This is a genomic window from Burkholderia sp. IMCC1007 (assembly GCF_027257875.1).
Classification (GTDB): domain Bacteria; phylum Pseudomonadota; class Gammaproteobacteria; order Burkholderiales; family Burkholderiaceae; genus Burkholderia.
This window is the reverse complement of record NZ_JAPVQY010000065.1, coordinates 24,680-44,774: the sequence shown is the minus strand read 5'-3', so window position 1 is coordinate 44,774 and position 20,095 is coordinate 24,680. Positions and strand designations below refer to the sequence as shown.

The 20,095-nt window shown below is 69.0% G+C and carries 18 protein-coding genes; 5 read left to right on the top strand and 13 right to left on the bottom strand.

Annotation, left to right across the window (positions count from 1 at the left end):
* The 10 genes from O1Q03_RS34325 to hutH all read right to left on the bottom strand — a co-directional run.
* On the bottom strand, positions 1-887 hold an 887-nt coding region (locus tag O1Q03_RS34325; protein WP_269509314.1), incomplete at its 3' end, for an aminotransferase.
* 28 nt (positions 888-915) lie between these two features.
* Positions 916-2,253 (bottom strand): glutamine synthetase family protein, encoded by a 1,338-nt coding sequence (locus tag O1Q03_RS34320; protein ID WP_269509313.1) that lies wholly within the window; start codon positions 2,251-2,253, stop codon positions 916-918.
* 12 nt (positions 2,254-2,265) lie between these two features.
* On the bottom strand, positions 2,266-3,072 hold the full coding sequence (locus tag O1Q03_RS34315; protein WP_269509311.1) for a gamma-glutamyl-gamma-aminobutyrate hydrolase family protein: 807 nt from the start codon (positions 3,070-3,072) through the stop codon (positions 2,266-2,268).
* A gap of 729 nt (positions 3,073-3,801) precedes the next feature.
* Complete coding sequence (gene hutG, locus O1Q03_RS34310; RefSeq protein ID WP_269509308.1) at positions 3,802-4,599, bottom strand: N-formylglutamate deformylase; 798 nt, start codon at positions 4,597-4,599, stop codon at positions 3,802-3,804.
* A gap of 60 nt (positions 4,600-4,659) precedes the next feature.
* Positions 4,660-6,036 (bottom strand): formimidoylglutamate deiminase, encoded by a 1,377-nt coding sequence (locus tag O1Q03_RS34305; protein WP_269509306.1) that lies wholly within the window; start codon positions 6,034-6,036, stop codon positions 4,660-4,662.
* 197 nt (positions 6,037-6,233) lie between these two features.
* Positions 6,234-7,457, bottom strand: a complete 1,224-nt coding sequence (gene hutI, locus O1Q03_RS34300; protein WP_269509304.1) for an imidazolonepropionase — start codon at positions 7,455-7,457, stop codon at positions 6,234-6,236.
* 4 nt (positions 7,458-7,461) lie between these two features.
* Positions 7,462-8,073 (bottom strand): HutD/Ves family protein, encoded by a 612-nt coding sequence (locus tag O1Q03_RS34295; RefSeq protein ID WP_269509303.1) that lies wholly within the window; start codon positions 8,071-8,073, stop codon positions 7,462-7,464.
* A 2-nt stretch (positions 8,074-8,075) separates the two neighbouring features.
* Positions 8,076-9,764: a urocanate hydratase gene (gene hutU, locus O1Q03_RS34290; RefSeq protein ID WP_269509302.1), complete on the bottom strand. Its 1,689-nt coding sequence runs from the start codon at positions 9,762-9,764 to the stop codon at positions 8,076-8,078.
* A 39-nt stretch (positions 9,765-9,803) separates the two neighbouring features.
* On the bottom strand, positions 9,804-10,499 hold the full coding sequence (hutC, locus tag O1Q03_RS34285) for a histidine utilization repressor (RefSeq protein ID WP_269509300.1): 696 nt from the start codon (positions 10,497-10,499) through the stop codon (positions 9,804-9,806).
* Between the two features lie 4 nt (positions 10,500-10,503).
* Positions 10,504-12,027, bottom strand: a complete 1,524-nt coding sequence (hutH, locus tag O1Q03_RS34280) for a histidine ammonia-lyase (RefSeq protein WP_269509298.1) — start codon at positions 12,025-12,027, stop codon at positions 10,504-10,506.
* A 226-nt stretch (positions 12,028-12,253) separates the two neighbouring features.
* Between hutH and O1Q03_RS34275 the strand changes: the two genes are divergently transcribed.
* Entirely contained in the window at positions 12,254-13,174 is a 921-nt protein-coding gene (locus O1Q03_RS34275) for a glutamate/aspartate ABC transporter substrate-binding protein (RefSeq protein ID WP_269509296.1), read from the top strand.
* Here O1Q03_RS34275 and O1Q03_RS34270 read toward each other — a convergent pair.
* Both O1Q03_RS34270 and O1Q03_RS34265 read right to left on the bottom strand, forming a co-directional pair.
* The gene (locus tag O1Q03_RS34270; RefSeq protein ID WP_269509316.1) at positions 13,141-13,947 is read right to left on the bottom strand and encodes a 4'-phosphopantetheinyl transferase family protein; all 807 of its coding nucleotides are present in this window, start codon (positions 13,945-13,947) and stop codon (positions 13,141-13,143) included. The two genes, O1Q03_RS34275 and O1Q03_RS34270, sit on opposite strands and share 34 nt — an antisense overlap.
* Before the next feature lie 173 nt (positions 13,948-14,120).
* On the bottom strand, positions 14,121-15,176 hold the full coding sequence (locus O1Q03_RS34265; RefSeq protein WP_269509294.1) for an alpha/beta hydrolase family protein: 1,056 nt from the start codon (positions 15,174-15,176) through the stop codon (positions 14,121-14,123).
* Positions 15,177-15,303: 127 nt separating this feature from the next.
* On the opposite strand from O1Q03_RS34265, the gene O1Q03_RS34260 reads away from it, so the two are divergent.
* From O1Q03_RS34260 to O1Q03_RS34250, 3 genes are all read left to right on the top strand, one after another.
* Positions 15,304-16,245, top strand: a complete 942-nt coding sequence (locus O1Q03_RS34260; protein WP_269509292.1) for a LysR substrate-binding domain-containing protein — start codon at positions 15,304-15,306, stop codon at positions 16,243-16,245.
* 304 nt (positions 16,246-16,549) lie between these two features.
* On the top strand, positions 16,550-17,782 hold the full coding sequence (locus tag O1Q03_RS34255; protein WP_269509290.1) for an MFS transporter: 1,233 nt from the start codon (positions 16,550-16,552) through the stop codon (positions 17,780-17,782).
* Positions 17,773-17,895: a hypothetical protein gene (locus O1Q03_RS34250; protein ID WP_269509288.1), complete on the top strand. Its 123-nt coding sequence runs from the start codon at positions 17,773-17,775 to the stop codon at positions 17,893-17,895. The genes O1Q03_RS34255 and O1Q03_RS34250 overlap by 10 nt, the downstream gene beginning before the upstream one ends.
* Positions 17,896-17,984: 89 nt before the next feature.
* Here O1Q03_RS34250 and O1Q03_RS34245 read toward each other — a convergent pair whose 3' ends face one another.
* Positions 17,985-19,463, bottom strand: coding sequence for a cryptochrome/photolyase family protein (locus O1Q03_RS34245; RefSeq protein ID WP_269509286.1), 1,479 nt, complete (start codon positions 19,461-19,463; stop codon positions 17,985-17,987).
* A gap of 82 nt (positions 19,464-19,545) precedes the next feature.
* Here O1Q03_RS34245 and O1Q03_RS34240 point away from each other — a divergent pair, with 82 nt between their 5' ends.
* Positions 19,546-19,941: a hypothetical protein gene (locus O1Q03_RS34240; protein WP_269509284.1), complete on the top strand. Its 396-nt coding sequence runs from the start codon at positions 19,546-19,548 to the stop codon at positions 19,939-19,941.
* Positions 19,942-20,095 lie beyond the last annotated feature (154 nt).

The window sequence follows — 20,095 nt, the reverse complement described above, 5'->3', positions numbered from 1 at the left end:
CCCTTGGCCATCGTGATCAGGTCCGGCTCGAAGCCGAAATGCTGGTGTGCGAACCATTCGCCGGTGCGGCCGAACCCGCCGATCACTTCGTCGGCGACGAGCAGGATGTCGTACTTGCGGCAGATCCGCTCGATTTCCGGCCAGTACGTCGACGGCGGGAAGATCACGCCGCCCGCGCCCTGGAACGGCTCGCCGATGAACGCCGCGACGTTCTCCGCGCCGAGTTCGAGGATCTTCGCTTCGAGCTGCTGCGCGCGTGCGAGGCCGAATGCGTCGGGCGTCTCGCCCGGCTGCGCTTCGCCGAAGAAATACGGCTGGTCGATGTGCACGATGTGCTCGACCTTCGACGGCATCTGCTCGTGCATGTAGCCCATCCCGCCGAGCGTGCCGCCGGCGATCGTCGAGCCGTGATAGCCGTTCTTGCGCGAGATCACGTATTTCTTCTGCGGCTTGCCCTGCACGCGCCAGTACTGATGCACGAGCCGCAGCACGGTGTCGTTGCCTTCCGAGCCGCTGTTGCAATAGAAGAAGTGGTTGAAACCCGCGGGTGTCACCTCGGCGAGCATCGCCGACAGCTCGATCACCGGCGGGTGCGTGGTCTTGAAGAACGTGTTGTAGAACGGCAGTTCCTGCAACTGGCGATACGCGGCGTCCGCGAGCTCCTTGCGGCCGTAGCCGACGTTCACGCACCAGAGCCCGGCCATCCCGTCGATCACCTTGTTGCCGTCCGAGTCCCACAGGTAGACGCCGTCGGCCTTCACGATCACGCGGCTGCCCGCGCGATTCAGCGCGCCCATGTCGGAAAACGGGTGGATGTGGTGCGCGGCGTCGAGCGCGCGGTATTCGGCGGTCGGCCTGGCCGCGACGGATTCGTTTCGTTCGATCATGTTTTCTCCGCAAGACGATGCCGCACGCTCATACGTGCAGCAGAAGATGCCTGCGCTCCCACGAACTGATCACGCGGAAGAACGCTTCATATTCCGTATCCTTCAACGCCAGATACGCCTTCACGAACTTGTCGCCGAGAATCCCGGCGAGCGGCGTGCATGCGGCCATCAGCGAGATGCCCTCTTCCAGATTGCGCGGCAGCTGGTACGGCAGGTCGTAGCCGTCCGACGCGATCGGCTCGGTCGGCGCGAGATTCTGCGTGAGACCGAGATAGCCGGCGGCGAGCGTCGCCGCGAACGCCAGATAAGGATTGCAGTCGACGCCCGGAATCCGGTTCTCGATGCGCCGCGCGACCGGCGCCGACTGCGGGATCCGAAAACCGACCGTCCGGTTGTCATAGCCCCACTGCACGTTGATCGGCGCGGCCATGAAACGCGACAGCCGGCGATACGAGTTGATGTACGGCGCGAAGATCGGCATCAGCGCGGGCGTGTACTTCTGCAGCCCGGCGAGATAGCTGTGGAACATCGGCGACACGACGCCGCCTTCGTCGGCGAACAGGTTGTCGCCCGTGCGTGCATCGGCGAGGCTCTGGTGGATATGCATCGCGGAACCCGGCTCGTTTTCCATCGGCTTGGCCATGAACGTCGCGTACATATTGTGACGCAGCGCGGCCTCGCGCACCGTGCGCTTGAACAGGAACACCTGATCGGCGAGCGACAGCGCGTCGCCGTGCACGAAATTGATCTCCATCTGCGCGGCGCCGACTTCGTGAATCAGCGTCTCGATATCGAGGCCCTGCATCTCGCAGTATTCGTAGATGTCCTCGAACAGCGGATCGAATTCGTTGACGGCCTCGATCGAATACGACTGGCGGCCGGTTTCCGCACGGCCGGTACGCCCGACCGGCGGACGCAACGGCAGATCGGGATCGGCGTTCATGTCGACCAGGTAGAACTCGAGCTCCGGCGCGACCACCGGCTTCCAGCCCTTCGCCGCGTACAGATCCAGCACGCGGCGCAGCACGTAGCGCGGCGAGATCTCGACGGGCGAGCCGTCGAAATGCACGCAGTCGTGAATCACCTGCGCGGTCGGATCGACGGCCCACGGAATCAGGCAGATCGTCGACGGATCGGGCACGCACACCATGTCGGGATCGGTCACGCCCGTCAGCGAACCGTCCTCCGGATAGTCGCCGGTGACGGTCTGCACCATCACGGCCTGCGGCAGGCGCATCGATTCGCCGGACTCGAATTTGTTGCGCGGAATGATCTTGCCGCGTGCGATGCCGGCCATGTCGGGAATGATCGCCTCGACTTCCGTGATGCGGTGCTGACGCAGGAATTCGCTCAGTTCGGGTTGCATGATCGGCCTCGTTCAGTCGATGTCGGATGCGGCCGGCGACGGCATGGTGCCGCCTGCCGCATGAATGCGATGTGTCATGCGCGCGCGGCACGCCGCGCCGAATGCCGCGAAGATGTCGCGCGACAGCGGTTGCTCCGCGAAACGCCATTCGGGATGCCACTGCACGCCGAGCGCGAACGCGCGCGCGCCGCGCACGCTGACGGCCTCGATCAGGCCGTCGGGCGCGCTCGCCTCGATCGCGAGCCCCGCCCCGAGCCGCGCGATGCCCTGGTCGTGCAGCGAATTGACCATGGCGTCGCGCGCGCCGCGCGCCACGCGTTGCAGCAGCCCGCCCGACGCGAGCTGCACACGGTGCGCGGGGCCGTATTGCCGCTCGAGCGGGTCGTCCGTGCGCTCGCGGTGATCGTCGAAACCGGCGCTCGCATGCAGCCGCTGATGCAGCGTGCCGCCATATGCGACGTTCAGCTCCTGCATGCCGCGGCAGATCGCGAGCACGGGCACGCCCGCGTCGATCGCCGCGCGGATCAGCGGCAACGCGGTCGCATCGCGCGCGGGATCGTGCAGCGTGTCGGGCGTGCTGGCCGGACCGCCGTAGTGATGCGGCTCGACGTTCGAATAGCTGCCGGTCAGCAGCAGCCCGTCGATCGACGCGACGATGCCGTCGACCGGCTGCCGCGCGCCGAGCGCAGGCAGCACGAACGCCAGCGCACCGGCGCCGTCGACGAGCGCGACGAGGTACTTCTCGCCGGCCGTGTGGTTCGGATGGGCGCCGCGCATGATGCGATCGGCGGTGACGGCTACGATCGGGCGCGCGCGCATGGTCGCCTCCGCGGTAGGCGCGCAGCGCATGCGGGCGCGCGAGACGAAACAACCCCGCGCCGGCGCGGCACGCGCCCACGCGCGATGCTGCCGCTCGATCGGTGCGGCAACCCGCGGTGCGACCCGAAACGGAAGCGTGAAAGGACGCTAGGGTAACAACGACGCGCTACCGTCGCACTGCACGGCGCTGAACACGTACGCGGTCACGAGGTTGAAGCGGCGCAGGCCGCGCTGGGACACGGCGAAGAAACGAGACTCGCACAAAGGGGCGGTGCGCGTGCCGCGAGCTGCAGGCCGGATCGGACCGGCTTCAGGCGGCGCGCCCGCCGACGGACTTCGGGTCCGGTGTATCGAAGGGCTGGCGGCTTTCACGATCGTACTCGACTGACTGATGAAGGCAGGACACGTGTCGCGATGAAACGGCGGCGGCGATGCCGCGCGGCGACACGTCGGCAAGGTGTCGCGCAGCGGATTCCGGCACGGTACGGCGATGATCGACGCCGTCTGGCCCGGTGCGCGCGCGACGACTTCCTGACATTCAGCTTATATCAACTAAAAATTGCGTCAAATTTTCAGGTGTCGGAATCCGATATCGATCACACAAAAAACGGCATCGATCGGGCGGATCGATGCCGTTTTGTGCACTGCGTCGGTGCGTGCTGCCTGCGCCGGTGCGGCGTGGCGCAGCGCGATGTGACCCTCGCGCCGCCGCCCTCGGCGGCCGATCGCTCATCGATGCGCGAGCGCGGTTTCGACGAGGTTCTGCAGCAGCGGCACGATTTGCGCGGCGCGCGCTTCGTCGTAGGCATACGGACGCGCCTCTTCCATGTACGTGATCTGCGACAGCTCGAGCTGCACGGCTTCGACGCCGGTCTCGGGCACGCCATAGTGACGCGTGATGTAGCCGCCCTTGAAGCGCCCGTTCGCGACGGCCGTATAGCCGCCGTGTGCGCTCACGCACGCGGCCAGCGCGTCGGCCAGGCCGGGTGCCGCGCTCGCGCCGCTCGACGTGCCGAAGTTGAAGTCCGGCAGGCGCCCGTCGAAGAAGCGCGGCACGTGCGAGCGGATCGAATGCGCTTCCCACACGAGCACGCGGCCGTGCTCGCGCTTCAGGCGCGCGATCTCGCGTTGCAGCGCGTCGTGATACGGCAGCCAGTAGCGGTCGCGGCGACGCATGATCTCGTCGTTGCCCGGCAGCGCGTTCGCCGGATACAGCGGCACCTTGTCGAACGTGTCGACTGGCACGAGCCCCGTCGTGTCCTGCCCCGGATACAGGTTCTCGTTGTCGGGCGGACGGTTCAGGTCGACGACGTAACGCGCGTGCGACGGCACGAGGATCGATGCGCCGAGCTCCGCCGCGAAGCCGTACAGCCGTTCGAGATGCCAGTCGCAATCGTCGACGAAGCGCGCGTCGGGCGTCATCGTCGCGGCGATGTCGTCGGGAATATGCGTGCCTGCGTGCGGAATCGAGATCAGCAGCGGCAGCGTGCCCTGCTTCAGCGTGAATACAGCCGGTTGTTCAGTCATGTCGCTTCACCGTAAAAGTCGGCCGGCGCACGCGTGCGGCGTGCGCCGGATGCTGCACGCTCAGCGCAGCAGTTGCGCCAGCGCGGCGCGGTAGTCGGCATACGCGACGGCTTCGTCGCGATGGCGGCGGCCGCTCACGACGCACTCGCCGCCCGTGTAGACGTCGCGCACCGGCGTGTCGCCGTGCTCGGCGAACACCGCGCCCGACAGCCAGGACGCGCTGTCGTGTTCGGCGATCGCCGGATGGTCGGGATCGAGCACGAGCCAGTCGGCGCGAGCGCCTGCGCGCAGCGCACCGATGCGCCGCCCGCTCGCCTGCGCACCGCCCGCGAGCGACGCGTCGAACAGACGATCGGCGACATGCGCGTGCGATTGGCTCGCCAGCACGTTGCGCGCGCGATGCACGAGCCGCTGCCCGTATTCGAGCAGGCGCAGCTCCGAGCGCCAGTCGACCGACGCATGGCTGTCGGAACCGACGCCGATCACGCCACCCTGCGCGAGATAGTCGACGGCCGGGAACACGCCGTCGCCGAGGTTCGCTTCGGTCGTCAGGCACAGGCCTGCCACAGCACGGCGCTTCGCGAGCGCCGCCGTTTCGGCCGCATCGACGTGCGTCGCATGCACGAGGCACCAGCGCGCATCGACGTCGAAGCGATCGAGCAGCCACTGCACGGGGCGGGCGCCGTACGCGCGCACGCAGTCGTCGACTTCGGCCGTCTGCTCGGCGATATGGATGTGCACCGGCGCGTCGTCGGGCAAGCCTTCGAGCAGCACGCGCAGCCCGTTCTCGGACACCGCGCGCAGCGAGTGCGGCGCGACGCCGTAGCGCAGCCCGCCATGCTCGGGCGCGACGCGACGCATCGCGTCGAGCAGCTCGAGCAGCCCGTCCGGCGTGTTGATGAAGCGGCGCTGGTCGTCACGAGGCGGCTTGTTGCCGAAGCCGGCGAACTGGTACGACACAGGCAGCATCGTGATGCCGATGCCGGCCGCGCGCGCGGCGTCGATCACGCGCGTGCCGAGTTCCGCGATCTGCGGATAGCGCGAGCCGTCCTGCGTGTGGTGCACGTAATGGAATTCGCACACCGACGTGTAGCCGCACTTGAGCATCTCGACGTACAGCCAGCGCGCGATCGCCGCGAGTGCATCGGGCGTGATCTTCAGCGCGAAGCGGTACATCAGGTCGCGCCAGCTCCAGAAGCTGTCGGCGGGATTCGCGCGGTATTCGGTGAGCCCCGCCATCGCGCGCTGGAACGCGTGCGAATGCAGGTTCGGCATGCCGGGCAGCACGGGCCCGGCCGCGCGCGCGACGCCGGCCGGCGCGTCGGTATCGGGCGTCACGTCGGTCAGCGTGCCGGCCGCGTCCCAGCGCAGCAGCACGTTGCGGCGCCAGCCATCGGGCAGGTAGGCATGGTCCGCGAACAACAGGGTGTCGGTCATTGCGTGTCCTCATCGACCGGATCGAGCGCTTGAGCATCTCGTCCGGCCCGGTGCCGCGGCAAGCAGGCGCGAGTGCATCGCACTTGCCCCTGCCTCGCGGCGATCGACCGGAAGACGCGCTTGCGCGCCGATCCGGTCCCATGCGAAACGTCGGCCGGGCCGGGTCCGTCACGTACGCGGCCCGGTCCGTCGCAAAACTATCCGTTCATCCGGCGAAACACGGTCGTGCCGCTGCGTACGACCTGCTCGCACAGCGGCCGGCCGATCCAGTACGCGAGTTCGGCCAGCGAGCCAACCGACCACACGGCGAAATCGGCCTGGCGGCCGACCTCGAGCGCGCCGTGGCGATCCGCGCGGCCGAGCGCCGCGGCCGCATGGCGCGTCACGCCCTGCAGCACCTCGGGCACCGTCATGCGGAACAGCGTGCAGCCCAGGTTCAGCGTCAGCAGCAGCGATTCGAGCGGCGACGTGCCGGGGTTGTGATCGGTCGCGAGCGCGATCGGCACGCCGTGCTTGCGCAGCAGCTCGATCGGCGGCAATTGCGTTTCGCGGATGAAGTAGTACGCGCCGGGCAGCAGCACGGCGACGGTGCCGGCCGCCTTCATCGCTTCGATGCCGGCTTCGTCGAGAAACTCGAGGTGGTCGGCGGACAGCGCGCGGTAACGCGCAGCGAGCGCCGTGCCGCCCGCGTTCGACAGCTGCTCCGCATGCAGCTTCACCGGCAAGCCGCGCCGCGCCGCGGCCTCGAATACGCGCTCGGTCTGCGCGAGCGAGAAGCCGATGCGTTCGCAGAACACGTCGACCGCGTCGACGAGGCCTTCGTCGGCCAGCGCCGGCAGCATGCGGTCGCACACTTCGTCGATGTATTCGTCCGCGCGGCCCGCGTATTCCGGCGGCAGCGCGTGCGCGCCGAGGAAGGTCGTATAGACGGTGACAGGGAAGCGCTCGCCGAGCTGGCGCGCGACGCGCAGCATCTTGCGTTCGCTCGCGAGGTCGAGCCCGTAGCCCGACTTGATCTCGATCGCGGTCACGCCGTCGGCGAGCAGCGGCTGCAGGCGCGCGGCGGCCTGCACGAACAGCGCCGTCTCGTCGGCCGCGCGCGTCGCACGCACCGTCGACACGATCCCGCCGCCCTGCCGCGCGATCTCCTCGTAGCTGACGCCGGCGAGGCGCTGCGCGAATTCGTCGGCGCGCGTGCCGCCGTACACGAGGTGCGTATGGCAGTCGACGAGCCCCGGCGTCACCCACGCGCCGTGCAGGTCCTCGCGCCGCCAGTGCGCATAACCATGCGGCAGCGCGGACAACGCGCCGAGCCACGCGATCGTGCCGGTTTCGTCGACCGCGATCGCCGCATCGTCGATCGTCTCGTCGGGATGGCCGTGCGGACACAGCCTCAGGTGATGCCAGACAGTCGGTTTCATGCGTTCAGTCTCGTTCGCCGACGGCAAGCGACACGGCGAGCAGCGCGCCGCCTCCGCTCACGACGACGTCAAACGCACGCCGCGGCCCGTCGAGCCGCAGCGTGTCCATTTCCTGCAGCGCGTAGTGCGCGCCGTCGATGTCGACGCCCACCGCGCCCGTTGCGCAGAACAGCAGCACGGTATCGGCGCGCTCGACGCGGTGCGTGCCCTCGGGCCACACGTCGACCGACCCGCGCGCGGCCGAACGGCGCGTCATCAGGTTGAAGTCGCGCGTCGCGCCGTCGTGCAGCGTCGCGTCGATCGCCGTCTCGCCCGCGAAATCGGCGCGGGCCAGCGGCGCGTCGAGCACGTGCTTCGCCCCGCCGGCTTCAGCGAGCGTCATGCCCGCGCCGGACAGCAGCACGAGCGTACGGTCGATGCCGTCGAAACGCGAGAACGGCCCGGGCTCTCCGACGTCCGCGACGCTCACGCGCCACGCGAATGCATCGAGCGCTGCGCCGGGCGGGAACGCGCCGATTTCGCGCGTCACGCCGCCGCCGATCTTCCACGGCGACGCAACGAGATCCGCCGAGCGGATCAGCGTTGCGTTCACCGGCGCCTGATCGAGCGCCGTCATGCTCAGCGGCCGAGCATCGGCAGCTTCAGGCCGGCTTCGCGAGCCGTCTGCTGCGCGAGTTCGTAGCCGGCATCCGCATGGCGCATCACGCCCGTGGCCGGATCGTTCAGCAGCACGCGACCGAGACGCTCGTGCGCGTCAGCCGTCCCGTCGGCGACGATCACGACGCCCGAGTGCTGCGAGAAGCCCATGCCGACGCCGCCGCCATGGTGCAGCGACACCCACGATGCGCCGCCCGCGGTGTTCAGCAGCGCGTTCAGCAGCGGCCAGTCGCTGACGGCGTCCGAACCGTCCTTCATCGATTCCGTCTCGCGGTTCGGGCTTGCGACCGAACCCGTGTCGAGGTGGTCGCGGCCGATCACGATCGGCGCCTTCAGTTCGCCGTTCTTCACCATCTCGTTGAACGCCTGGCCGAGGCGGTAGCGATCCTTCACGCCGACCCAGCAGATCCGTGCCGGCAGGCCCTGGAACGCGATGCGCTCACGCGCCATGTCGAGCCAGTTGTGCAGGTGCGGATCGTCGGGGATCAGCTCCTTCACCTTCTGGTCGGTCTTGTAGATGTCTTCCGGATCGCCGGACAGCGCGACCCAGCGGAACGGGCCCTTGCCTTCGCAGAACAGCGGACGGATATACGCCGGCACGAAACCCGGGAAGTCGAATGCGTTCTCGACGCCCATTTCCAGCGCCATCTGGCGGATGTTGTTGCCGTAGTCGAGCGTCGCCGCGCCGCGCTCCTGCAGCGCGAGCATCGCGCGCACCTGGACGGCCATCGACTGCTTCGCGACCTTCACGATGCTCTGCGGATCGACCTTCTGCGCTTCGCGCCATTGCGCGACGGTCCAGCCTTGCGGCAGGTAGCCGTTGATCGGGTCGTGCGCGCTCGTCTGGTCGGTCACGCAATCCGGCGTGATGCCGCGCGTGACGAGTTCCGCGAACACGTCGGCCGCGTTGCCGAGCAGGCCGATCGACACCGGCTTGCCGGTGCGCTTCGCTTCGTCGATCATGCCGAGCGCTTCGTCGAGCGTCGTCGCCTTCTTGTCGACGTAGCGCGTCTTCAGGCGGAAGTCGATGCGCGTCTCGTCGCATTCGACCGCGATCATCGAGAAGCCGGCCATCGTCGCGGCCAGCGGCTGCGCGCCGCCCATCCCGCCCAAGCCGCCCGTCAGGATCCAGCGGCCCGACGGATCGCCGTTGAAGTGCTGGTTCGCGACCGAGAAGAAGGTTTCATAGGTGCCCTGCACGATGCCCTGGCTGCCGATGTAGATCCAGCTGCCGGCCGTCATCTGGCCGTACATCATCAGGCCCTTGCGATCGAGCTCGTGGAAGTGATCCCAGGTCGCCCAGTGCGGCACGAGGTTCGAGTTCGCGAGCAGCACGCGCGGCGCATCCTTGTGCGTGCGGAACACACCGACCGGCTTGCCCGATTGAATCAGCAGCGTTTCGTTCTCTTCGAGATCCTTCAGCGACGCGAGGATCTGGTCGTAGCATTCCCAGTTGCGCGCCGCGCGGCCGATGCCGCCGTACACGACGAGCGCGTGCGGATGCTCGGCGACTTCCGCGTCGAGGTTGTTCTGGATCATCCGGTAGGCCGCTTCGGCCAGCCAGGTCTTGCAGACCTTCTCGCTGCCGCGCGGTGCGCGGATCGTGCGCGTCGGATCGAGACGGGGATCGATGTGTTTCGGATGGTTCATGACGACTGCTCCCGAGGGAAAATGAATATCAATAAGGAATCAGAAATGCCCGGTGAAGCGATAACGGCTGCCGGGATGCCACAAATTCGCCACCGAGGCGACGACGCCCTGCGACCAGGTGCGCCGATGTAAAACCAGACACGGCTCGACGTCGTCCATCCGCAACTGCTCGCGCCGCTCGGGCGCCGGAGCCGCCGCTTCGATCCGGTACTCGACGCGCTGCAGCGGTGCCGCGCGCATCAGGTACAGGTTCGGCGTCGTATTCGTGAAATCCTGCTCGGCGTAATCCGGCGCGACCGCCGGATTCACCCACCGTTCTTCGAGCTGGACGGGTTCGTCGTTCTCGAAGTGCAACACCTGCGAATGAAACAGCTTCGTGCGCACGGCCACCTGCATCTCGTCCGCGAGCGCGTCGTCGGCGCGGATCGTCGCGAGGCCGAGCACGCTGGCGTGATACGCATGCCCGCGCGCGCCGACCTCCTCCGAGATGCTGCGGATCGCAACCAGCGTCGACTCGTACTTCGGCCGCGCGACGTAGGTGCCGGCGCCCTTCATGCGCGTCAGCACCTGCTCGGCCGTCAACTCGCGCAGCGCGCGGTTGACGGTCATGCGCGCGACCTTGAACTCGCGCGCCAGCTCGTTCTCGGAGGGCACCTGGTCGCCCTCCTCCCACTCGCCGGCGTGGATGCGGGCCAGGATGAAATCCTTGATCTCCTGGTAGACCGGCGCGCTCATCGCCTTACTGTTCCGATGCGAACGAGAACGGCGCGACCTTCGCGAACGCGCGCTCGCCGACCAGCTTCGCGATCACCGCGATGTCCGGTGCGAAGTAGTGGTCGAGTTCGTAGTGCGCGACCTTGCTGCGGATCGTTTCCATCACCGGCGCGAGCTTCGGGCTCGTGTGGTACGGCGCGCGCAGGTCGACGCCTTGAGCTGCGGCCAGCAGTTCGATCGCGAGGATGTGCTTCGTGTTGTCCGCGATGTCGGCGAGCTTGCGCGCGGCGAACGTCGCCATCGACACGTGGTCTTCCTGGTTCGCCGAGGTCGGCAGCGAGTCGACCGATGCCGGGTGCGCGAGCGTCTTGTTTTCCGACGCGAGGGCGGCTGCCGTCACGTGGGCGATCATGAAGCCCGAGTTCACGCCGCCGTCCTTCACGAGGAACGGGGGCAGGCCCGACAGCGTCGCGTCGATCAAGAGCGCGATGCGGCGTTCGGCCAGCGCGCCGATTTCCGCCGCGGCGAGCGCGAGGTTGTCGGCCGCGAACGCGACGGGCTCGGCGTGGAAGTTGCCGCCGGACAGCACTTCGCCGGTATCCGGGAAGATCAGCGGGTTGTCCGACACCGCGTTCGCTTCGATCAGCAGCACGTCGGCCGCATGGCGCATCTGGTCCAGGCACGCGCCCATCACCTGCGGCTGGCAGCGCAGGCTGTACGGATCCTGCACCTTGTCGCAGTCGCGGTGCGACTGGTTGATCGGCGAACCTTCGAGCAGCTCGCGGTACGACGCGGCCGCGTCGATCTGGCCTTGATGGCCGCGCAGTTCGTGGATGCGCGCGTCGAACGGCTTCACCGAGCCGGCTGCAGCGTCGACCGACAGCGCACCCGCGACGAGCGCGGTGCGGTACAGGTCTTCGATCGCGAACATGTTGTCGAGCGCGAGCGCGGTCGATGCCTGCGTGCCGTTCAGGAGTGCCAGGCCTTCCTTCGCCTGCAGCGTCAGCGGCGCGAGGCCCGCGACGCGCAGGCCGTCGAGCGCGCTCGCGCGTTCGCCGCGGATGAACACTTCGCCGACGCCGAGCAGCACGGCCGACATGTGCGCGAGCGGCGCGAGGTCGCCCGATGCGCCGACCGAGCCCTTCACCGGGATCAGCGGCAGCACGTCGGCGTTGAACAGCGTGATCAACGCGTCCATCACTTCGCGACGGATGCCCGAGTGGCCGCGGCCGAGGCTCGACAGCTTCAGCGCCATCAGGAGGCGCACCGACGAGCGCGCCATCGGCTCGCCCACGCCGACGGCGTGCGACAGCACCAGGTTCTTCTGCAGCAGTTCGAGCTGGTCGTGCGGGATGTGTGTGCTGGCCAGACGGCCGAAGCCCGTGTTGATGCCGTATGCCGGCTCGCCCTTCGCGGCGATGTCGGCGACGGCCTTCGCGCCGGCGTCGATCTTCGCGAAGCTCGCCGGGTCGAGCGTGAGCTGCACGGATTCGCGAGCGATCTTGCGCAGTTGCGGGAGGGTCAGGTGGCCGGGGGTCAACGTAATCATGTGAGCAATCCTGTCTAGACAAGTTCGGGATGGCTTGCAGTGTAGCCATCGGAACTTGTCTAGACAACCCCGTTTTCAATGATTTCGACTTGGGAGTTTCCCTGATGTCCGGCGCGGCCCGCCGGGCCGGCGTGACGAACCTCGCGTTTAACAGATGTTGCAATTATTTTTTCTTTGGCAACATACGAATCCTCACTTGCCTACGATCCGCCTACGGAGACTCGCCATGAACATCCCGTCCCGCTTGACCGCCGTTGTCGGCCGCAGACTGCTCGTCGCCGCGTGTGCACTCGCGTGCGGCGCGGCGCTCGCAGGCGAGCCGCTGTCGGGCACGCTCGAGAAGATCCGGCAGAGCAACCTGATCTCGATCGGCCATCGCGAGACCTCGGTGCCGTTCTCCTATGTCGACACGAGCGGCAAGGTCATCGGGTTCTCGCAAGACCTGTGCGATCGCGTGATCGCCGCCGTGAAGGCGCGCACCGGCAAGCCCGACCTGCAGGTGCGCTTCATCCCGGTCACGTCGCAGAACCGCATTCCGCTCGTGCAGAACGGCACCGTCGATCTCGAATGCGGGGTGACCACCAACCTCGCCGCGCGGCACGCTCAGGTCGCGTTCTCGACCACCTTCTTCGTCGCGACCACGCGCCTGCTCACGCGCACGAATTCGGGCATCCGCGACTTCCCCGATCTCGCCGGCAAGACGGTCGTGACGAACCAGGGCACGACGTCCGAGCGCCTGCTGCGCAAGATGAACGAGGAAAAGAAGATGAACATGCAGATCATCAGCGCGAAGGACTACGGCGAAGGACGCCTCACGCTCGAATCGGGCCGCGCGGCCGCGTACATGATGGACGACGTGCTGCTCGCCGGCGTGCGCCAGCTCGCGGCGAAGCCGGCCGACTGGCAGCTCGTCGGCACGCCGCAATCGTCGGAAGCCTACGGGTTCATGCTGCGCAAGGACGATCCGCAGTTCAAGGCGCTCGTCGACGGCGTGCTCGCGCAGTTGATGAAAAGCGGCGAGATCAACGCGCTGTACGACAAGTGGTTCATGAAGCCGGTGCCGCCGAAGGGGCTCGCGTTCGACTTCCCGATGAGCGACGTGATCAAGGCGCGCTATGCGGCGCCGAACGACGCACCGCTCGAGTAACGCGCGCGGGCGGATGCCCGTTCAGCGCGCCACGCGACGCACGCCGCGTAGCCGGGCGCGGCGTCGAGCCAGCCCGCGTCGAACGCGGCCACGCCGGCGGCCGGCGCGGCCGGCTCGACGATCGTCGTCGCCGGTGTCGCCGCATCGCGCGGCGGCACCACCGCGAACGCGCGCAGCCCGCCGACGATGCCCGTGCCGAGCGCCTTCAGCAGCGCCTCCTTGGCGGACCATACGCGCATGAATGCGTCGGCCCGTGCGGCGGGCGGCAGGCTGTCGAGATACGCGGCCTCGGCTGGCGCGCACACTTCGCTCGTCAGTGCGCGCCAGTCGGTCGGCCGGTCGCAGCATTCGATGTCGACGCCGACGCGCGCGGCAGCCGCCCATGCGATCAGCGCGTGGTCGCCCGCGTGCGACACGTTGAAATCGAGCGACGTGCGATGCGCCGGGTCCAGCGACGGACGTCCCGATGCGTCGACGACGATCGCGATGCGGTTCGGCGCGACGCCGAGCGCCGTGCCCAGCACGTCGCGCAGCGCGGCACGCGTGCCGGCGCTGCGCACCGCATCCTCGTGCCTGAAGTACCGTCCGGCGCGCGCGCGTTCGGCGTCGCTCAGTGCCGCATATGCGGGCGACGCGAGCGGCACGTGCCAGTCGAAATCGATGCGCGCGACCTGCACGCCGGCACGCGACGCGGCCGGCAGCACGTCGAGCATGCGCAAGCGCCACGCGCGGGGCGTGTCGGCAGGAAAACCGGAATCGGGCGAAATGGACATCGGCACGCAGCAGCCAGAGGAACGAAACGTCCGATGGTAATCGATCGCGTTGCGGTCGAGGTCATGCGCGGCGGCAGCGTGCATGTGCGCTCACCATCTTCACCCTCTTCACCCTCTTCATCTTCTCCACGCACTTCATCGACGGGCCGCGCACGGCTGCGCGCCGCACACGCTCACCCGTTCGCGACGACGCCCGGCACGCCGTTCGCCGCCCGTCGCGCGCGTTGCGCCGGATGGCGCGCGTGGATGCTGCCCGGCGCGTCGGCCGGCAGCGCGCCGTGCTGCAGCCAGTACAACGCGACAGGCCACAGCGTGTCGGTGAAGCGGCTGTGGAAGAACGCGAAGTGGCCGATCGCGTCGACGCCGATATCGCGCGGCGCGATCCGCAGGTGCGTGACGTCGCTGCCCGTGTAGTAGCCGACCAGCCGCTCGATCGCGTCGACCGTGCCGAACCCGTCGTCGTCGAGCCCGATCGCGAGCATCGGCGCCGACAGCCGCGCGAAACGGTCCGGCAACGCCGCGCGGCTCGCGGCGCTCTCGGCGAGCAGGCCGTGCGTGTAGGCGTCCTCGAAGCGCGCTTGCGCGCGCACCCACGACAGCGCGACGCCGCGCGGCGTATCTTCCATCCAGCCGAGCCGCTTCGCGGGCACGTAGCCGAACACGGCCGCGAGCGCGGGCATCGCGACGTGCCACTTCCACCACATGCGCCGCCGCTCCTGCGCGCGATAGTCGCGCCAGTACGCATATTGCGCGCCGACGGTCACGACGTGACGCACGTGCGCGTTCGACGCCGCGAGCCCGAGCACACACCCGCCGATGCTGTGCGCGACGACGTCGAGCGGCTGGCCGGGAAACGCATCGAGCGCATAGCGCAGCGCGGCCTCGCAATCGAGCCGCCCCCAGTCGAGCCAGTTCGCGCGCAGCTTCGCGAGCTGCGCGGGGCGCGATCCGCCGATCCCGCGATAGTCGTAGACGAGCACGTCGCGCCCCTGCGCGAACAGCCACGCCGCGAAGCGGAAGTAATAGTCGCAACGCACCGAGGTCGCGCAATTGACGACCGTCACGGGCCGCGCGGTGCCGCCGCCCCCGCGATGCCGCCACACGTAGCCGCGCAGCGTGTAGCCGTCGGCCGCGGCGAGCGTCACGGGCTCGGGCGGCAACGCTCCGGCCGCGCGCTCCGTCGGGCGTGCGTCCTGCACGGCACCGCCTGCTTCGTTCGAATTCGTCATCCTGTCTCCTGTGCCGCTTGCCGCGCCGCATGGACCGGCGCCCGCGATCGTCGGCCAGCCTCCATTGAACTTGACGCGCCCCGCGTTCTCAACCAATCTTGCTGCTCCGTTCGCATGAGCCAAACGCATGTCAACGCCGCTCGTCCGTCTCCCGTCGCTGGATCTCGTGCGCGGCTTCGTCGCCGTCGGCCGCCGCATGAGCATCACGCTCGCCGCGCAGGATCTGTGCGTCACCCAATCGGCGGTCAGCCGCCAGGTGCATGCGCTCGAAGCGCATCTCGGCGTCGCGCTGCTGCAGCGCGGCTATCGCAAGATCGCGTTCACGCCGGAAGGCGAACGGCTGTTCCGCGCCGCGGATGCGGCACTCGTCAGCCTGCAGGACACCGTCGCGGCGCTCGCCGCCGTGCGCGAGCGTCAGCCCGTCACGATCACCGCGAGCATCGGCGTCACCGCGCTGTGGCTGTTGCCGCGACTCGGGCGCCTGCAGGCGCGCCTGCCCGACATCGACTTGCGCGTCGCCGCGAACGACAAGGTACTCGATTTGCGCGCGGAAGGCATCGACCTGGGGATCCGCTATTGCCCACGCGAACGCGCGCCGGCCGGCGCAGTGCGGCTGTTCGACGAGATCGTGGTGCCGGTCGCGCACCCGGCGCTCGCCGCGCGGCCCGTCACCGATACGGCCGCGATCGCCGATCACGTGCTGCTCGAATTCGACGGGCCGCCGCAGACGCAACTGCAGTGGCGCGCGCATCTGCACGCGGCCGGGCTCGGCGATGCGCGCCCGAAAGGCGTGCTGCGCTTCAACCAGTACGACCAGGTGATCCAGGCCGCGATCGCCGGCCAGGGCGTCGCGCTCGGGCGGCTCGCGCTCGTCGCGCCGATGCTCGCGGACGGACGGCTCGCGGTGCTCGGCCCGCAGTCGCAGGCAAGACCGGATGCGTACGGCTACTGGCTGTTCCAGCATGATCCGGCCCCGCGGCGCGAGGTCGCCGACGTGCGCGACTGGATCGTCGAGGAAGCCGCTGCGTGCGATGCGGCGATACAGGTGTACGGCGTGACGCAGCCGTAAGTCGGGCGCGCTTTTCCGCGCCGGGCCGGAAGCCGACGCCGGCACTGCATTGGGTGTTGGATCGCAGCTCGGCAAGCGATCCGAACCTGGGTCGGTTCCGCCGCGACCGCGACCACCGTCCCGATACGCGCGCGCCTGCGCGCGCCGCAGCGGCCCGCGCGCTGCCCGACTTCGCTGCCACCCCATCGCATTCCCACCGCGCATGCGAACCCGACCGAATGATCGCTTGAGCGACACCGCGGCAGGATCGTCTAATCGGATCGAGTGCGGCCGTCGCGCCGCATGCATTCATCCGGAGACACGCATGACCCCCATCGAACAAGACGCGCGGCGCCGCTGGCTGCCGGTGCTCGCCGGTGGCCTGATCATGGGCGCCGCGCTCGGCATCCGCCACGTGCAGGGCCTGTTTCTCGCACCCGTCACGCTCGACCACGGCTGGTCGCGCGGAGCGTTCGGCCTCGCGCTCGCGCTGCAGAACCTGATCTGGGGAATCGCGCAGCCGTTCACGGGGATGATCGCGGACCGCTTCGGGTCGGTGCGCGTGATCGTCGCCGGCATGCTGCTGTACGCGGCCGGCCTCGTCATGATGGCGCTGGCGGGCTCGGCCGGCCTGTTCACGGTCGGCGCGGGGCTCGTGATCGGCATCGCGTTGTCGGGTTCGGCGTTCGCGTCGATCTACGGCGCGCTGAGCCGCCTGTTTCCGCCCGACCGGCGCGGCTGGGCGCTCGGCGTGGCCGGCGCGATCGGCGGGCTCGGTCAGTTCTGCATGGTGCCGGTCGCGCAGGTGCTGATCGGCGGCATCGGCTGGCAGCATGCGTTCGTCGCGCTGGCGCTGGTCGCGGCACTGCTCGCGCCGCTCGCCGTGCTGGTGCGCGACCGGCCCGCGCGGGCCGCCGGCCATGCGGACGGCCCCGAGCAGTCGATCGGCGCGGCCGTGCGCGAAGCGTTCGCGCATCGCGGCTTCTGGCTGCTGAACGCCGGTTTCTTTGCATGCGGATTCCAGCTCGCGTTCATCGCGACCCACCTGCCCGCGTACCTGCTCGATCACGGGCTGCCGGCGCGCCATGCGAGCGTCGCGCTCGCGCTGATCGCGCTGACCAACGTGGCCGGCACCTATGCGTGCGGCCATCTCGGCGGCCTGCTGCGGCGCAAGTACGTGCTGTCGGTGCTGTATGTCGTGCGCGCGCTGACGATGGCCGCGTTCGTCGCGGCGCCGCTGTCGCCCGCGAGCGTCTACGTGTTCGCGGCCGTGATGGGCTTCACGTGGCTCGGCACGGTGCCGCTGACCAACGGCGTGATCTCGCAGGTGTTCGGCGTGCGCTACATCGCGACGCTGTTCGGCTTCGTGTTCTTCGGCCATCAGCTCGGCAGCTTCTTCGGCGTGTGGCTCGGCGCGCTCGTGTACGACGCGACGCATTCGTACTTGCCGCTGTGGATCGGCTCGATCGCGCTCGGCGTGCTGGCGGCGCTGCTGCACCTGCCGATCGACGACGCGCGCGTCGCGCGCCCGGCGCCGGGCGACGCCGCATGGGCGTGATCCGCACTGCGCTCGCCGCCGGCGTGCTCGCGTTCGTCGCGTGGTGCGGCGCGACCTACTTCGATTCGGGCGTCGCGCTCGCACTGCTCGAGCGCGCGGCGTTCTGCGAGTGAAGCGGCGTGCCGTGCCGTGCCGTGCCGTGCCGTGCCGTGCCGTGCCGTGCCGTGCCGCACGCAATGATGCGCGGCGGCGCAATGCGCGGCTAGCGACGCTTCGGCAACGTGGCCAGTGCATCGAGCGCGCGATGGCGCGCGCCGTCGTGGTCGACGATCGGCGCCGGATAGTCGACGTCGAGCCGCACGCCGGCCGCCGAAAGCTGCTCCGGCGACGCCTGCCAGGGCGCGTGGATCGTCGCCGCGTCGAGGCGCGCGAGTTCCGGCACCCAGCGGCGCACGTACGCGCCCTGCGGGTCGAACTTGCGGCCCTGCGTGACCGGATTGAAGATGCGGAAATACGGCGCGGCGTCGGCGCCGCAGCCGGCCACCCATTGCCAGTTCGCCGGATTGTTCGCGGCGTCCGCGTCGACGAGCGTGTCGTGAAACCAGCGCTCGCCGGCCCGCCAGTCGATCAGCAGATGCTTGACGAGGAACGACGCGACGACCATCCGCACACGGTTGTGCATCCAGCCGGTCGCCCATAGCTCGCGCATTCCCGCATCGACGAGCGGATAGCCGGTCAGCCCGCGCTGCCATGCGTGAAGCGCGGCGGGATCGTCGCGCCACGGCATCGCGTCGAACTGCGCGCGGAAGGTGTCGGTCGCGAGCGCCGTGAAGTGGTACAGCAGCACGTGGCTGAATTCGCGCCAGCCGAGCTCGCTCAGGAACTTCTCGGCGCCGGCCGCGCACGCCGCGCCGCCCGCCTGCGCGGCACCCTGCACCGCGTGCCACACCTGGCGCGGCGACACGTTGCCGAAGCGCAGGTACGGTGACAGCCGGCTCGTCGCCGGCTGGTCGGGCCGATCGCGCGTGTCGGCATAGCCGGCCAGCCACGCGTCCAGGAAAGCATCGAGCCGCGCGTGCGCGCCGCCTTCGTCGGGGGCCGGCCATGCGTCGCGCAGGCCGCCCGCCCAGTCCGGCGCGTGCGGGCGCAACGCGAGCGCTTCGAGCGCCAGCGCGCGTGCGCGTATGCCGGGCGGCCACGGATGAAGCGCGATCCGCTGCGGCTCCGGCAGCGGCGCCGCCACCGTACGATCGCGCCGCACCGCGCGCCAGTACGCGGTGAACACCTGGAACGGCGTACCGGCGCCCGTCAGCACTTCCCACGGTTCGTTCAACAGGCTGCCGTTACTGCTTTCGACGTCGACGCCGCGCGCCTTCAGCGACGCCTTCAACGCCGCATCGGCATCGCGCTGCGGCTGCGCGTAGCGGCGGTTCCAGTAGACGGCCGCCGCGCCCGTGTCGTGCACGACGCGTTCGATCTCGCGCTGCGCATCGCCGCGCAACAGCAGCAGGCGGCCGCCATGACGTGCGAGCGCCGCGTCGAGTGCGGCGAGCGACCCGTGCAGCCACCAGCGCGCCGCACCGCCGAGCGCACGCCCCGCGCGTTCGCCCGTATCGTCGACGAACACGCACACGAGCGGTCGGCCCGACGCGGCCGCGCGCGTCAGCGCGGGCTGATCGGTCACGCGCAGATCGTCGCGGAACCATACGATCGCTGGAGCAACGGACGACTTGGCTGGCACAGAGACCTCGCGGCAGGAAATGGAAAAGTGACGCGTATTGTCGCGGCAGGGTCGCGCGATGTCGATGTCAGGAGCGCATGCGATGGGCGTGCAGGTGTCGCTTACCGACGTCGCGCAATCGGTCAATCGCCGAATCGCTCTATCGGTCTATCGGTCTATCGGTCTATCGGTCTATCGGTCTATCGGTCTATCGGTCTATCGGTCTATCGGTCTATCGGTCTATCGGTCTATCGGTCTATCGGTCTATCAGTCTATCGGTCTATCGCCTGATCGTCGGATCGTCGGATCGTCGGATCGTCGGATCGTCGGATCGTCGGATCGCCGGATCGCCGGATCGCCGGATCGCCGGATCGCCGGATCGCCGGATCGCCGGATCGCCGGATCGCCGGATCGCAGGATCGCCGGATCGCCGGATCGATCGGATCGTCAGATTGCCCAATCGCCCAATCTCCCAATCTCCCAATCGCCGGCCCGGTGAAACGCCTTAGTCCATTCCGACGATTCTCCCCCGCCCGCACGGGCCTACGCTCGATGTCGGGTTCGCCGCGATGCGCGGCACACGCCGGCCGCTGACGGACGCCACGCATCGCACCGCATATCCGCGCTGCCCGCACGTGCCGCGCCGGCGACCA